We start from the raw sequence: 14,631 nt of genomic DNA on the forward strand, positions 1-14,631 counted from the left end.
CGCTCCAAGGCCAATCTTCCACTCGTCGGTAACCCGCCATGCCCCACCTGCTGCGCAACGTGATTGCCGTCGTCGTCGGGTTCGTCGTCGGCCGTGCCGTCAACCTGGCACTCGTCACCCTCGGCCCGTCGCTGATTCCGCCGCCTGCGGGCGTGGACGTGGCCAGCGCCGAGGGCCTCGCCAGCGCCATCCATCTTTTCGAGCCGCGGCACTTCGTGATGCCGTTCCTGGCGCATGCCGTCGGCACGCTCGCCGGGGCGCGCCTGGAGGCGGGGAAGGCGGCGCCGGCAACGGCATGAAACCGACTTGGGAATGGGTCGCGCGCCTGGTGTCGATCCTGATCCACCCGGTGGTGGTGATGATGGTCGCAGCCGCCGTGGCCACTAATGCGGGCGGCCCGGCGCCGGGACGGGTGTGGCAGGCGTTGGGGCTCACGCTGGCGGCGGCCGCGGTGGTGATGATCTACAGCGTGCTGCAGACCCGCTCGGGCCGCTGGTCGCATATCGATGCCTCGCAACCGCACGAGCGCTCGCAACTCAACCGGTTCGCCGCATGGGTGCTGCTGGGGCTTGCGGCGATACTCGCGGCGGCCGGTTCGGATCGTGGTGTAGTCGCGGCGATCGGCTTGTCGGGGGTGATCGTGCTGGCCGGCCACGTGCTGCGCGGCCGGCTCAAGATCTCTTTGCATGTCGGGTTCGCGATGTTCGCGGCGTGCATCGTCTGGCCGCAGGCGGTGGCGTTCGCCGGGTTGCTCGCGGCCGCAGTGGTGGTGGCGTGGTCGCGGTTGGTACTGCGCCGACACCGGATTTCGGAAGTCCTCGTCGGTGCGGTGACAGGGCTGGCGTGCGGGGTGGCGTTCCAACTGGCGGTGAATGCGTAGCCGCCGGTAATCCCCCCGAATCGGGTTCCAGTGTCGATTCGGCGCGGGAGCTCCGGGCGCGGTGGTCACGCGCCGGATACAAAACGGCCCCGCATGACAGGCACGCGGGGCCGGGTGTTTCACAAGCCGGCGTCAATACGTGCGGGTGATCAGCCCTCGCCATGCCCACGGCAACCAGGATCAACGATCCGCCGAACCCTCCGGCAACGCATAGGCGATCACATAGTCGCCGCGGTCGGGCGAGGTGCGGGCACCGCCGGCGGTCACCACCACGTACTGGCGGCCGGTATCGGGCGAGACGTAGGTCATCGGTCCCGCCTGGCTGCCGACCGGCAACCGCGCCTTCCACAATTCCTTGCCGGTGCGGCCGTCGAGTGCGCGCAGGTAGTAGTCCTGGGTGCCGGCGAAGAACACCAGGCCGGACTGGGTAGCCAGCGAGCCGCCCAGGGTCGGCATGCCGACCGGGATCGGCAGATGCATCTTGATGCCCAGCGGGCCGGTGTCCTGCACGGTACCCAATGGCACCTGCCAGAGGATCTCGCGGCTGGCCAGGTCGATCGCGGTCATGGTGCCGAACGGCGGCTTCTGGCAGGGGATGCCGAGCTGCGAGAGGTAACGCTCGCGCATCGCACCGTAAGGCGTGCCGTCCTGCGGGACGATGCCCATCTCGATGCCGCTGGCGGAGGTCGGGACGTCCGCGCGCGGCACCATGTAGTTGGCCAGCCCCAGGCGCATGTCGTTGACGAACATGGTGTGGGTGGTCGGGTCGACCGAGACGCCGCCCCAGTTCATGCCGCCCAGCGAGCCGGGCATCTGCAGCGAGCGGTCCAGCCCCGGTGGGGTGTACACGCCCTCGTGGCGCAGTAACTTGAACTGGATCCGGCACAGCAGCTGGTCGAACGGGGTGGCGCCCCACATGTCGGATTCGACCAGGGTCTCGTTGCCGATCGAGGGCATGCCGACCGAGTACGGCTGGGTCGGTGAATAGCGCTCGCCGGGCAGGTTGCCCTGTGGCACCGGCTTTTCGACGACTTCGGCGATCGGCTCGCCGGTGACCCGGTTGAGCATGAAGATCTCGCCCTGCTTGGTGATCTGCACCAGCGCCGGCAGGGTGCCGCCGTTGCCGTCGGGCACGTCGTACAACAGCGGCTGGGCCGGGATGTCGAAGTCCCACAGGTCGCGGTGGGTCATCTGGTAGTGCCAGCGCGGCCGGCCGGTGGCGACATCCACCGCGACCACCGCCGATGAATACTTGTCGTCGAGTTCGCTGCGATGGCCGGACCAGAAGTCGGGGGTGGCGTTGCCGGTCGGCAGGTACACCAGGCCGAGTGCGGGGTCGTAGGCCATCGCCGACCACACGTTGGGCGTGCCGCGGGTGTAGGTCTCGCCTTCGGGCGGGCGCAGGGTGGTGGCGGGGTTGCCCGGATCCCAGGCCCAGGCCAGCTCGCCGGTGACCGCGTGGTAGGCACGGACCACGCCGGGCGGTTCGCCGACCGAGAAGTTGTCGGCGACGCGGCCGCCGACGATCACCAGGTCGCCGGCCACCAGCGGGGTCGAGGTCTGCTGGTAGTAGCCGGGCTTGATCTGGCCCATGTCGATGCCGAGGTCGACCGTACCGTTGTCGCCGAAGTCCGCGCACGGTTGGCCGCTGTCGGCATCCAGGGCGATCAGGCGGGCGTCGATGGTGGGCAGGAACAGGCGCTTGCTGCAGTTCGCCGAGGCAAGGGCCGGGCGTCTGGCTGGATCGACGCTCGCCGATGCCGCGCCAGCCAGCTGCTCGTGGTAGCCGAGGCCGCGACAGCGCTGCCAGTTGGGCGCGGTGGCGTGCGGGTCGAACCGCCACGCCTCCTCGCCGGTGTCCACGTCCAGCGCCAACACCTTGCCGTAGGCGGTGCACACATACAGCGTGTCGCCGATCTGCAGCGGCGTGTTCTGATCCTCGGCACCAGAGCCGGTGCTCTCGGGGATGTCGCCCGTGCGCGCCGTCCACGCGACCTGCAGTTGGCCGACGTTGTCGCGGTTGATCTGGTCGAGCGCCGCGAAGTGCGTGCCGGCGGTCGTGTTGCCCCAATGCCGCCATTCCTTCTGTGCCGCCGCCGGCGATACCGGCGTCACCGCCGGATACGGACCGCTGGCCTGCACCATCGGGCTCGGCTGGAACGCCCGGATGGCAGTGGCGAGCAGGGCCACGGCGAGCACGGCGGCGACGACCCAAACGCCGCGATTGCGGGTACCCGTCAGCGCGGGCCAGGCCAGCGCGACCAGCAGGCTCAGCACGCCGAACGCGAACAGCCGCGAGACCAAAGGCCAGAACTCCAGGCCCACGTCCCACAGCGCCCAACCGAGCGTCGCCAGCATCACCAACGCATACAGCCAGGTGCCGGCGGCCCGGCGGCGGAACATCAGCACCGCCGCGACCACCAGGCCGATGCCCGCGAGCACGAAATACGGACTGCCGCCGAGCATCAGCAGTCGGCCGCCGCCGATCGCCATGAACGCCCCGCACAGCAGCACCAGGATGGCGGCCACGTAGGCAGGCCAAGCCCGGGGTGAAGTTGCTTGCGCTGAAATACCCACGGTGGACTCCGGCAGTGAGAGTAGTTGTGTGCGTGAGCCTACTACGCGGAATTGACCAACGGCTTTCCGCCCTGCGCTGAAACCCTACCGGATGTCCGTGACCTGGATGACGCCACGGGCATACAAAACGGCCCCGCGTGACTGGCACGCGAGGCCGGGGTGTTGCGATCGGTCTGGTCGCAATCGGTCGTGTTGCGGCGGCCTTGGCCGAGACCGCTTCACGAGCTGGCGATCATGCATACGAGCCGGTGATCAGCCCTCGCCCATGCCCTCGGCCGGTGCCGGCGCGCTGCCGGAACGGACCTTGTCCTCGATCTGCTGGCCGGTCGCGGGGTCGACGTTCTTCCAGTATTCGAACGCGCGTTCCAGCACCGGGCTGCGGACGCCGCCGAGCAGACTGCCGGCGACCTGATCGACAAACTGCGCGCGCTGGGCATCGTTCCAGACCTCGCGCACCAAGGTGCCGGGCTGGCCGAAGTCGTCGTCCTCCGCGTGCAGGGTGTAGGCGCTGCGGACCATCTCGCCGTCGGTCTCCCAGCCGTCTGCCACCGGGCCGGTTTCATCGGCCCAAGTGCGGCCGCCGCTGTTGGGTGCGTACACCGGCGCGTTGCCGCTGTGGTGGTAGGTCATCTGGCCGTCGAACATGTACGTGTTGACCGGCACCTTGGGCTGGTTGACCGGCAGCTGGTGGAAGTTGGTGCCGATTCGGTGGCGCTGGGCGTCGGCGTAGGCGAACGCGCGACCGAGCAGCATCTTGTCCGGCGACAGGCCGATGCCCGGCACCGTGTTGCCCGGCGAGAACGCGGCCTGCTCGATCTGGGCGAAGAAGTTCTCCGGGTTGCGGTTCAGGGTCATGGTGCCGACCTTGATCAGCGGATAGTCCTTGTGCGACCAGGTCTTGGTCAGGTCGAACGGATTGAAGCGGTAGCTCTTCGCGTCCGCGTACGGCATGACTTGCACCGACAGGATCCAGCTGGGGTGCTCGCCGCGTTTGATCGCGTTGAACAGGTCGCCGCGGTGGAAGTCGGCGTCCTGGCCCGCCATCGTGGAAGCTTCCGCGTTATTGAAGAACGCCATGCCCTGCTCGGTGTGGAAGTGGTACTTGACCCAGAACTTCTCGCCGGCAGCGTTGATCCACATATAGGTGTGCGAGCCGTAGCCGTTCATGTTCCGCCAGGTGCGCGGCAGGCCACGCTCGCCCATCAGGTAGGTGACCTGGTGCGCGGTCTCGGGATTGTTGGTCCAGAAGTCCCACTGCATGTGGTTGTCGCGCAGGCCGGAGTCGGGCAGGCGCTTCTGGCTGCGGATGAAGTGGGGGAACTTCATCGGGTCGCGGACAAAGAACACCGGCGTGTTGTTGCCGACCAGGTCGTAGTTGCCCTCATCGGTGTAGAACTTCAGCGAGAAGCCGCGTACGTCGCGCCAGGTGTCGGGGCTGCCCATCTCGCCGGCGACGGTGGAGAAGCGCGCCAGCATGTCGGTCGACGCGCCCTTCTGGAACAGCGCCGCCTTGGTGTACTTCGAGACATCCTCGGTGGTCTGGAGCACGCCGAACGCACCCGCGCCCTTGGCGTGCGGCTGGCGCTCGGGCACCTTCTCGCGGTTGAAGTGCGCCATCTGCTCCAGGAAGTGCACGTCGTGCAGCAGGATCGGACCGTCGGCGCCGATGCTCAGCGAGTTGCGGTCGCTCGGGGCGGGCGCGCCGGCACCGGTGGTCGATCCGCTGTTGGGCGCACTGCTGTTGGACGTGTTGTCGGAACGGGTCATGGTCGTCTTCCTCATGTCGATGGTCAGCGCCGCATTGGGACGGATCCAGGCGGCTTGGCTTGGTGTTGCCAACGAGTCTGCCTCGCGCGCCATTGATATGCCATTCGATTATCTCGATCAAAGCGATAGGCAAACCGCACGACTCTAGCTACGAGCGATCAAAAATTTCAATCGTATTGATGCTGGCGTGAAAAAGCCGGGTTGCCCCGGCTTTTTCAGTACGCGCTTGCAGTGTCTGACGTGGTGGCGGTCAGGCTACCGCGGCCTGATTGAGGCGAGGGCCTTCCTTGAGGGCGCGGCTGACCATGCTGACCAGCAGGTCGATCTCGGCGCTGGTGACGGTGAAGGTCGGGGTGAAACGCAGCGAGTTGGCGCCGCCGTGGATCACGCCGATGCCGTGCTCACGCAGCCACTCTTCGGTGGAATCGGTGCCGAAGCACTTGAAGTCGTCGGACAGCTCACACGAGAACAGCAGGCCGGTGCCCTGGACCTTGGTGATCATCCCGCCCAGCGAATCCTTGAGCGCCTCCAGCTTCTGGATCGCCTCGGCGCCGCGGGCGCGGATGGTCTCGCGCAGGGCCGGAGTAACCGTTTCCAGCACCGCGCAGGCCGTGTCCAGCGCGCGCGGGTTGGTGGTCATGGTGTTGCCGTACAAGCCCTTTTTGTAGGCATTCGCGGCCACCTCGTTGACCGCCAGAACCGACAAGGGGTACTGGCCGGCGTTGAGCGCCTTGGAGTAGGTCTCCATGTCGGGCGCATCGACGCCCTCGAAGCCGGGGTAATCAACGATCGACAACACGCCGTTGGCGCGCAGTCCGGCCTGGATCGAGTCGACCAGCAGCAGCGCGCCATGGGCCTTGGTCAGCGCGCGGGCGGCATTGTAGAAGTCAACCGGTACGCTGCGGCCCGGGTCGCCTTCGCCCATTACCGGCTCCAGGAACATCGCCTCGATGAACCAGTTGTTGGCGTCGGCATCGGCGAACGCCTGCTTCAGCGCGTCGATGTCGTAGGGCGCGATCACGATCACGCTGTTCTCGCCGCGGTAGCTGGCCAGGTACTGCTCGTAGGCCTTGCGCGAGGAATTGGAGTACAAGCCCGGACCCTCGGTGCGGCCATGGAAACCACCCTTGACCACGACCCGCTTGATGGTGGTGCGACCGGCGTACCGGCCGCCTTCGTCGGTCATGACCTTGGCATTGGCATCGGCGATGCGGGCCGCCAGCGTGACCGATTCGGAACCTGAGTTCAGGCACATGAAGCTCGCGTACGGACAGTCGCGGCCCAAGCCGATCGCTTCACGCAGCAAGGTGCTAAAGCGCAGCTGGGACAGGTTCGGAGTCATGATGTTGGCCATCGCCTGCGGCTTGGCCATCGCCTCCAGCACCTTGACCGGCGCGTGGCCGAAACCCAGCATGCCGTAGCCGCCCGAGTCATGCAGCACCGCGCCCTTCAGGGTCACGATCCACGGCCCGCGTGCGGTGAGGGCGATATAGGGATTGACCGCGTCGTCCTGGTAGAAGTTGATGAAACCCGCCTGCATGGCGTGGGTCTGGGCATCCTCGTCGAGCTCGAGCAGGTCGGCGAAATCACCCTTGACGCGGTGGTATTCGGCGACCGCGGCATCGACCGCCTCGATCAGGTCGGCATCGGTGGAAAAACTGGCCAGAACAGCATCGTCCAGGCCGATGGTACGGCGCGAGCCGGCGTGGGCGCGCAGTGGCGCAAGTTTGCTGACAATGGCGTTGCCGTTGGTGGTGCTGGACATCGGTGTTGTTCCTCCACGGGGTCGATTGCGGTGTCGAAAGTAGCCCGGCATAAGCGCTCAGGAGTTCAACACGAGGGTGTTTTTCGTTTTGATTCAATTAGTTGCATGATTCTATCATGCCGGCCGTATTGGGCATAACCCCCACCGTCGTTACACTATGCGGCCGGCGCGGGTGGGTTGTCACCGCGCCCGTCTGCCCGAAAGTCGCCTCGAAGATCCGCCTTGAAAAAATCCGATTTCCATTATGCGTTGCCGCAGGCGCTGATTGCCCAGGCGCCGTTGCCCGAACGCTCGTCGAGCCGATTGCTGCTGGTGCCGCCAGAGCCGGGTGGCATCGAAGACCACATATTCCACCAACTGCCCGATCTGCTTGCGCCTGGCGACCTGCTGGTGTTCAACGATACCCGGGTGATTCCGGCGCGCCTGTTCGGGCAGAAGGCAACCGGTGGCCGGGTCGAGATTTTGATCGAGCGGTTGCTGGGTGGCGATGAGGCGCGCGCGCAACTGGGCGTCAGCAAGTCACCCCGGCCGGGCGCGCGGATCGCCCTGGATGCGGGTGGGGACGTCGAAGTGCTGGGGCGTGATGGCGAGTTCTATCGCCTGCGGTTCCATGTCGGGCAATCGCTGGAGCAATGGCTGCTGCACGCAGGCCAGTTGCCATTGCCGCCCTATATCCAGCGTGCTCCGGGCGCGGATGATGCCGAGCGCTACCAGACCGTGTTCGCACGCGAGACCGGCGCAGTCGCCGCGCCCACCGCAGGGCTGCACTTCGACCAGCCGTTGCTGGAGCGGCTGGCCGCGCGGGGCGTGGATTCCGGCCACGTCACCCTGCATGTGGGCGCGGGCACGTTCCAGCCGGTGCGGGTTGACGACCTGGACCAGCACGTGATGCACAGCGAGTGGCTGAATGTCGGCGCTGGGCTGGTCGGGCAGGTGCGGCGCACGCGCGCTGCCGGGGGCCGGGTGATTGCGGTCGGTACCACGGTGGTGCGCGCGCTGGAGACGGCAATGCGAGTTACCGAGGCCAATCCCGGGGGCGAGTTGCGTCCTTATGCCGGCGAGAGCCGGTTGTTCATCCTGCCCGGCTACAGGATCCGCTCGGTCGATGCGATGGTCACCAACTTCCATTTGCCCGAGAGCACCTTGCTGATGATGGTGTCCGCGTTCGCCGGGAAGGATCGGGTGTTTGCGGCCTACGCGCATGCGATCCGCGAGCGCTACCGGTTCTTCTCCTACGGCGACGCGATGCTGCTGTGGCCCGAGCGCACCACCGAGCAGCAGCCATGAGCCGCATGTCCTTCGAACTGCTCGGCACCGACGGCGCCGCGCGCCGCGGCCGGTTGGATTTTCCGCGCGGCACAGTCGAGACCCCGGCGTTCATGCCGGTCGGCACCTACGGCACGGTCAAGGGCGTGTTTCCCGATGACATCCACGGGTTGGGTGCGCAGATCATCCTGGGCAACACGTTTCACCTGTACCTGCGGCCAGGCCTCGAGGTGATCGAGGCACATGGCGGCCTGCACGGTTTCACGCGGTGGGATGGCCCGATCCTGACCGACTCCGGTGGCTTCCAGGTGTTCTCGCTGGCGCACAAACGCAAGATCACCGAGGCCGGGGTGACGTTCGCCGCGCCCATCGACGGCCGCAAGGTGTTCCTGGGACCCGAGGAGAGCATGCACATCCAGAAGGTGCTCGGCTCGGACATCGTGATGATCTTCGACGAGTGCACGCCGTACCCGGCGACGCCGGATGTCGCGAAAAAGTCGATGGAACTGAGCCTGCGCTGGGCCGAGCGTTCCCGCAAAGCCCACGACGGCAACGATGCGGCGTTGTTCGGCATCGTCCAGGGTGGGGTCCACCACGACCTGCGTACACGCTCGGCGGAAGGACTCAAGCAGATCGGCTTCGACGGCTACGCGATCGGCGGCCTGGCGGTCGGCGAGCCGGAGCATGAGCGCAACGCGATGCTTGAGCACACCTGTCCGCAATTGCCTGCCGACCGTCCGCGCTACTTGATGGGCGTGGGGCGGCCGGAGGATCTGGTCGAAGGTGTGGCGCGCGGCATCGACATGTTCGATTGCGTGATGCCGACCCGCAACGCACGCAACGGCCACTTCTTCACCTCGACCGGCACGGTGCGCATCCGCAACGCGAAATACGAGCACGACCTGCGGCCGATCGAGGAGGGTTGCGACTGCCGCGCCTGCGCCGGCGGCTTCACCCGCAGCTACCTGCGCCACCTGGACCGTTGCAACGAGATGCTCGGGCCGATGTTGGGTACGCTGCACAACCTGCGCTACTACCAGCGGCTGATGGCGCAGATGCGCGAGGCAATCGGGCAGGGAACCTTTGCTGCGTTCAGGGAGTCTTTTTATCTCGCGCGTCAGCCGTAGTGGCGTGCAAGCCCCATTTCAACCGGTTTCAACCCGTCTCACGACCAGGCAAGTGGTATGTGCCCTGCCGTGACATAATCCCCGGCTAATTTCAGCCTTTACGGAATTTCCACATGAACCTGCTTGATCTCCTGATTGCTCCCGCCCATGCAGCCGCTGCGCCGGCGGCTGGCGGCTTTGGAATGTCCTTGCTGTTCCCGATCCTGCTGATCGGCGTCATGTACTTCCTGATGATCCGTCCGCAGATGAAGCGCGCCAAGGAGCACAAGGCAATGCTCGGCCAGTTGGCCAAGGGCGACGAAGTGCTGACCAACGGCGGCATGGCCGGCGTGGTGACCGAGCTGGGAGAGAACTTCATCACCGTGGAGGTCGCCGACAACGTGCGCATCCGCGTGCAGAAGGGATCGATTGCGAACGTATTGCCCAAGGGCACCTTGAAGTCGGCCTGATCGGCCAACACTACTTTTGACGTCTGGTGGCCGGGGTGGTCGCCGCAGGGGCAATCGATGCTGACTTACGCGCGCTGGAAATACGTTGTACTGGTGCTGGCCATCGTGTTGAGCACGCTGTACGCGTTGCCCAACCTTTACCAGAAGGATCCCTCGGTACAGGTCACCGCCAGCCGCGGTGCACCCGTCGACCAGGCACTGGCCGACCGGGTAAGCAGCACGCTTGAGAAGGCGGGCATCCCGGTCAAGCAAGTCGAGCTGGCCGGTGACAACCTGCTGGTGCGCCTGCCTGGCACCGAGCTGCAAACCAGGGCCGCCGATGCACTGGCGCCGGTGCTGGGCAGCGACTACGTGACCGCGCTCAACCTGGCGTCCACCGTCCCCGGCTGGCTCACCGCCATCGGTGCCGACGGCATGCTGTTGGGCCTGGACTTGCAGGGCGGCGTGCACTTCCTGATGCAGGTCGACCAGAAGGCGGCGCTGGACAAGCACATGGAAGCCATCGTCGAGGACACCCGGGTGGTGTTGCGCGATAGCCGGGTGCGTTACGAGTCGGTGACCCGCCGGCCCGATAATTCCATCGTGGTACGTCTGGCCGACGCGGCCGACGCTGCCAATGCGCTCAACAAGATCCGCGCCAGCCAGCCGGCGCTGCAGTTGAATCAAGATGACCGGACCCTGACGCTGACGGTGCCCGACGCCGAGTTGCAGCGGATGATGGCCGACGCGCTGACCCAGAACCTGGGCACTTTGCGCAACCGCATCAACGCATTGGGCGTGTCCGAGCCGCTGATCCAGCGCCAGGGCAATGACCGGATCGTGGTTGAATTACCGGGCGTGCAGGACACCGCCCAGGCCAAGCGCATCATCGGTGCCACCGCCACCTTGGAATACCGCGCCGTGGTTGAAGGCAACGCGTATGACGCGCTCGCCTCGGGCAACGTGCCGCCGCAGGCCAAGGTCTATTACCGCAAGGAGCTCGGTCCGGATGGCAAGCCGGTGCCGATCCTGCTCAACAAGCGTGTGATCGCCTCGGGTGACCAGTTGATTGGCGCTACCTCGGGGATGGATCCGCAATCCGGCACACCGTCGGTCTCGGTCCGGTTGGACAGTGCCGGTGGGCAGCGCATGTTCGACTTCACCAGCGAGAACGTGGGCAAGCCGATGGGCGTGGTCTACATCGAGCGTATCCCCGAGGTACGCATGGTTGATGGCGAAGAGGTGCGCAGCACCCGGGTCAGCGAGCAGGTGATCTCGGTGGCCAACATCAACGGCGTGTTCGGCAAGGAGTTCCAGACCACCGGGCTGGACAGCAGCAAGGAAGCGGCGGATCTGGCGCTGCTGCTGCGCTCGGGCTCGCTGGCCGCACCGATGGACTTCGTCGAGGAGCGCATCGTCGGTCCCAGCCTGGGTCGGGAAAACATCACGCGGGGTCTGACTGCGGTGAGCTATTCGTTCACCTTCGCGCTGGTGTTTTTCCTGGTGTACTACCGCATGTTCGGGCTGATCACCTGCCTGGCGTTGCTGCTCAATATCCTGATGCTGGTCGCGGTGATGTCGCTGTTCGGGGCCACGCTGACCTTGCCTGGCCTGGCCGGTATCGCGTTGACGGTCGGCCTGTCGGTGGATGCAAACGTGCTGATCAACGAGCGAATACGCGAAGAGCTACGTGACGGGATGCCGCCCAAATCGGCGATCGTCGCCGGCTACGAGAAAGCCACCGGGACCATCATGGATGCCAACCTGACCGCAATCCTGGCCGGCGTGGCGCTGTTCGCCTTCGGTACCGGTCCGGTGAAGGGCTTTGCGGTGGCGTTGATCGTAGGCATCGCGACATCGATGTACACGGCGGTGTCGGGTTCGCGGGCGATGGCCACGCTGATCTACGGCAAGCGCAACAAGCTCAAGTCCCTTGCGATCTGACGGCGGGAAACGATCATGAAACAACTCAACCTCATCCCGGTAAACGTCAACATCGACTTCCTGCGCCTGCGCACTGCAGCGTTTTCGTTGTCGATCATTCTGCTGTTGGTATCGGTCGGGTCGATCGTGTTCAACGGCTTCAACTTCGCGCTGGACTTCACCGGCGGTACCGTCACCGAGTTGCGTTTCGAGCAACCGATCGACATCAACGATGCGCGTACCCGGCTTGCGGACGCCGGGTACGGCGATGCCGAGGTGCTCAGCTTTGGCTCGGGCAACGATATCCTGGTTCGCTTGCAATCGGAGCAGGAAGGCGAAGACGAGGCTGCCCAGATTGACTCGCGGACGGCCCAGGCCATCACCAAGGCCGTGTCAACGCCTGAGAATCCCGGCAGGGTGATGCGCAGTGACTTCGTCGGTCCGCAGGTCGGCAAGGAGCTGGCGCTCAATGGGATCTGGGCGGTGATCTTCGTCGTGGTCGGCTTCCTGATCTATATCTCGATGCGGTTCGAGAAAAAATTCGCGGTCGCTGCCGTGATTGCGTCGCTGCAGGACGTGGTGCTCGTCACCGGCTGGTTCGCGTTGAGCGGCCACGAGTTCGACCTGACGGTGCTGGCGGGCATCCTGTCGGTGCTGGGGTTCTCGATCAACGACACCATCGTGGTGTTCGATCGAATCCGTGAGAATTTCCGAACCATGCGCGCCGACCCGCGCACGATCATCAATGCCTCCATCAACGAGACATTGTCCCGCACGATCATCACCTCGGTGGTCGCGTTCCTGACCGTGCTGGCGTTGTATCTGTACGGTGGCGGCTCCCTGCGGGGCATGGCCGAGTCGATGATGATCGGCGTGGTCGTGGGCACCTTGTCGTCGATCTTCGTGGCGTCCCCGCTGCTGACCATCGGCTTCCTGAAGATCACCAAGCAGGACCTGATGCCCAAGGCCAAGAACGACGAAGCGTTGGCCCGGCGACCGTAACCGTGCGATTGCCCCCACGAAAAAGGCCGCGGATTCCGCGGCCTTTTTCGTGGGTGTTCATTGTTCATTCGTCCGTGCGGTTTTGACTCAATCAAACGCGGCCGCATAACCGGTATTGACGATGCGCTGCTGCAACAGTCCGGTGACCTTGATGTTGCCGGCCAGCAGCGGCCGCGGATCCACGCCCCGTGCGTCCATCGGGCCGGTGGTGCGGTCGCGGAAGTCGCTGATCTTGCCACCCGCCTCACGCACCATGAGTGCGCCAGCGGCGATATCCCACGGCTTCAGGCCGGCCTCGAAGTAGGCATCGGCGCGGCCACAGGCCACGTACGCCAGATCGAGCGCGGCGGAGCCGCTGCGGCGGATGTCCTCGATCTCGGTGAATAGCGTATCGATGCATTTGAGCTGTGCGCTGGCACGGGCGCGCTCGCGCGGGGCAAACCCGGTGAGGATCATGGCCCCGGTCAGGTCCTTGCGGTCAGAGACCCGTACGCGTTTGTCGTTGAGCGTGGTGCCGCTGCCGCGACTGGTGGTGAACAGCTCATTGCGCAGCGGGTCGAAAATCACCCCGTGGACCGGCTCGCCGGCCTCGACCAGCGCGATGGATACGCAAAAGTGCGGGATCCCGCGCAGGTAGTTGCTGGTGCCGTCCAGGGGGTCAATCACCCAGGTGAAGCGGGAGCTCCCGCTCTTGGGCTTGATCAGCCCTCCCTCTTCGCCAAGGATCGCGTAGTCCGGGGTGGCGCGGCGGAACTCCTTGATGATTTCCTTCTCGGCCAGCTCGTCGACTTCGCTGGCGAAGTCCATGCGGTCCTTCTCGACCACGTTCAACGCATCCAGCTTGTACATGTGGCGCAACAGCACATTGCCGGCGGAGCGGGCGGCCTTGACCATGAGGGTGACGGCGGGTTTCTGCATGGCAAACGGCCTCGGGCGAAAGAGGTGAAGGAAGGGTTGACAAGGGAAAAGAGCAGCCGGCGATGACACGGATGGAGACCGTGGCCGGCCGGGAAGTTTACCATTGCCGTCATGACTACCACGCGCATTGCCGAACACGCTCCGCTTCCCGTCGCCCATCGCATCCGTATCGTGCTGGTCGGGACCCAGCATCCGGGCAACATCGGCTCGGCGGCTCGCGCGCTGAAAACCATGGGGCTGGCCCGTCTGGTCCTGGTCGCGCCGGAAAAATTGCCCAACGGGGACTCGTTCGCGCTGGCGGCCGGTGCCGACGACTTGCTGTCTGCCGCGGTGGTCTGCGGCAGCCTGGCGGAGGCTGTTGCCGACTGCCGGCTGGTAGTCGGCTGTACCGCGCGTACCCGTCGCATAATGTTGCCCGAGTTGCTGCCTGCCGCAGGGGCCCAGCGCCTGGTGTCCCGGGCGGCGGCCGATGAGGAAGTCGCGCTGGTGTTCGGCCGTGAGCGTACCGGCCTGGACAACGACGAGTTGCAGCTGTGCCATGCCGCGGTGCATATCCCCGCCAACCCGGACTACAGCTCGTTGAACCTGGCGGCCGCGGTGCAGGTGCTGACCTATGAGGTGCGGTTGGCGCTGCTGGCCGCCTCCGGACCGTCTGTAGCGGACGAAGCTCATCAGTTGCCTGCATCGCACGCCCAGATGGAGGGCTTTTTCACCCAGTTGGGCGAGACGCTGGATGCGATCGATTTCCACAAGGGCCGGGCGCCGGCATCGGCAATGCGCAAGCTGCGCCGATTGTTCATGCGCGCAAGCCTGGATGAGCCGGAGGTGCGCTTGTTGCGCGGGGTATTGGCGGATGCCACCCGCATGGCAACCCTGGCGGGAAAGCGATGAGTGCAGCCGGCACGCTGAGGGCGCGCGTCGAGGGTGGCGAGCAGGATTTTCGGGCTATCCTGTGACATTGCCTCGGGTTGGCCGGCT

At 65.6% G+C, this 14,631-nt stretch carries 13 protein-coding genes; 9 read left to right on the forward strand and 4 right to left on the reverse strand.

The features are described 5' to 3' along the window. The first annotated feature begins 38 nt into the window (after positions 1-38). Entirely contained in the window at positions 39-299 is a 261-nt protein-coding gene (locus ACW7G6_RS00795; RefSeq protein WP_456978993.1) for a hypothetical protein, read from the forward strand. Then, positions 296-880: a hypothetical protein gene (locus ACW7G6_RS00800; protein WP_456978994.1), complete on the forward strand. Its 585-nt coding sequence runs from the start codon at positions 296-298 to the stop codon at positions 878-880. The genes ACW7G6_RS00795 and ACW7G6_RS00800 overlap by 4 nt, the downstream gene beginning before the upstream one ends. A gap of 180 nt (positions 881-1,060) precedes the next feature. Here ACW7G6_RS00800 and ACW7G6_RS00805 read toward each other — a convergent pair whose 3' ends face one another. Together ACW7G6_RS00805 and ACW7G6_RS00810 are read right to left on the reverse strand one after the other, a co-directional pair. Then, on the reverse strand, positions 1,061-3,409 hold the full coding sequence (locus tag ACW7G6_RS00805) for a membrane-bound PQQ-dependent dehydrogenase, glucose/quinate/shikimate family (protein WP_456978995.1): 2,349 nt from the start codon (positions 3,407-3,409) through the stop codon (positions 1,061-1,063). A gap of 300 nt (positions 3,410-3,709) precedes the next feature. Beyond that, positions 3,710-5,224 carry a catalase gene (locus tag ACW7G6_RS00810; RefSeq protein WP_456997359.1) on the reverse strand — a complete coding sequence of 505 codons (1,515 nt, stop codon included), beginning with the start codon at positions 5,222-5,224 and terminating at the stop codon, positions 3,710-3,712. On the opposite strand from ACW7G6_RS00810, the gene ACW7G6_RS00815 reads away from it, so the two are divergent. Next, positions 5,223-5,372 carry a hypothetical protein gene (locus ACW7G6_RS00815; RefSeq protein ID WP_456978997.1) on the forward strand — a complete coding sequence of 50 codons (150 nt, stop codon included), beginning with the start codon at positions 5,223-5,225 and terminating at the stop codon, positions 5,370-5,372. The genes ACW7G6_RS00810 and ACW7G6_RS00815 overlap by 2 nt on opposite strands. 102 nt (positions 5,373-5,474) lie before the next feature. Here ACW7G6_RS00815 and ACW7G6_RS00820 read toward each other — a convergent pair whose 3' ends face one another. Further along, positions 5,475-6,989: an aminotransferase class III-fold pyridoxal phosphate-dependent enzyme gene (locus ACW7G6_RS00820; protein ID WP_456978998.1), complete on the reverse strand. Its 1,515-nt coding sequence runs from the start codon at positions 6,987-6,989 to the stop codon at positions 5,475-5,477. A 222-nt stretch (positions 6,990-7,211) separates the two neighbouring features. On the opposite strand from ACW7G6_RS00820, the gene queA reads away from it, so the two are divergent. From queA to secF, 5 genes are all read left to right on the forward strand, one after another. Further along, entirely contained in the window at positions 7,212-8,276 is a 1,065-nt protein-coding gene (gene queA, locus ACW7G6_RS00825; protein WP_456978999.1) for a tRNA preQ1(34) S-adenosylmethionine ribosyltransferase-isomerase QueA, read from the forward strand. After that, entirely contained in the window at positions 8,273-9,382 is a 1,110-nt protein-coding gene (gene tgt, locus ACW7G6_RS00830; protein ID WP_456979000.1) for a tRNA guanosine(34) transglycosylase Tgt, read from the forward strand. The genes queA and tgt overlap by 4 nt, the downstream gene beginning before the upstream one ends. Positions 9,383-9,495: 113 nt before the next feature. Continuing rightward, positions 9,496-9,831: a preprotein translocase subunit YajC gene (gene yajC, locus ACW7G6_RS00835; RefSeq protein WP_456979001.1), complete on the forward strand. Its 336-nt coding sequence runs from the start codon at positions 9,496-9,498 to the stop codon at positions 9,829-9,831. Positions 9,832-9,888: 57 nt separating this feature from the next. Further along, positions 9,889-11,754 (forward strand): protein translocase subunit SecD, encoded by a 1,866-nt coding sequence (gene secD / locus ACW7G6_RS00840; RefSeq protein WP_456979002.1) that lies wholly within the window; start codon positions 9,889-9,891, stop codon positions 11,752-11,754. Positions 11,755-11,769: 15 nt separating this feature from the next. Then, complete coding sequence (gene secF, locus ACW7G6_RS00845; protein ID WP_456979003.1) at positions 11,770-12,735, forward strand: protein translocase subunit SecF; 966 nt, start codon at positions 11,770-11,772, stop codon at positions 12,733-12,735. 87 nt (positions 12,736-12,822) lie between these two features. Here the strand turns inward: secF and ACW7G6_RS00850 are convergent, their stop codons facing one another. After that, on the reverse strand, positions 12,823-13,653 hold the full coding sequence (locus tag ACW7G6_RS00850; protein WP_456979004.1) for an inositol monophosphatase family protein: 831 nt from the start codon (positions 13,651-13,653) through the stop codon (positions 12,823-12,825). A gap of 111 nt (positions 13,654-13,764) precedes the next feature. On the opposite strand from ACW7G6_RS00850, the gene ACW7G6_RS00855 reads away from it, so the two are divergent. Further along, positions 13,765-14,544, forward strand: a complete 780-nt coding sequence (locus ACW7G6_RS00855) for an RNA methyltransferase (protein ID WP_456979005.1) — start codon at positions 13,765-13,767, stop codon at positions 14,542-14,544. Positions 14,545-14,631: the final 87 nt, after the last annotated feature.

Source organism: Lysobacter sp. A421 (assembly GCF_054052145.1).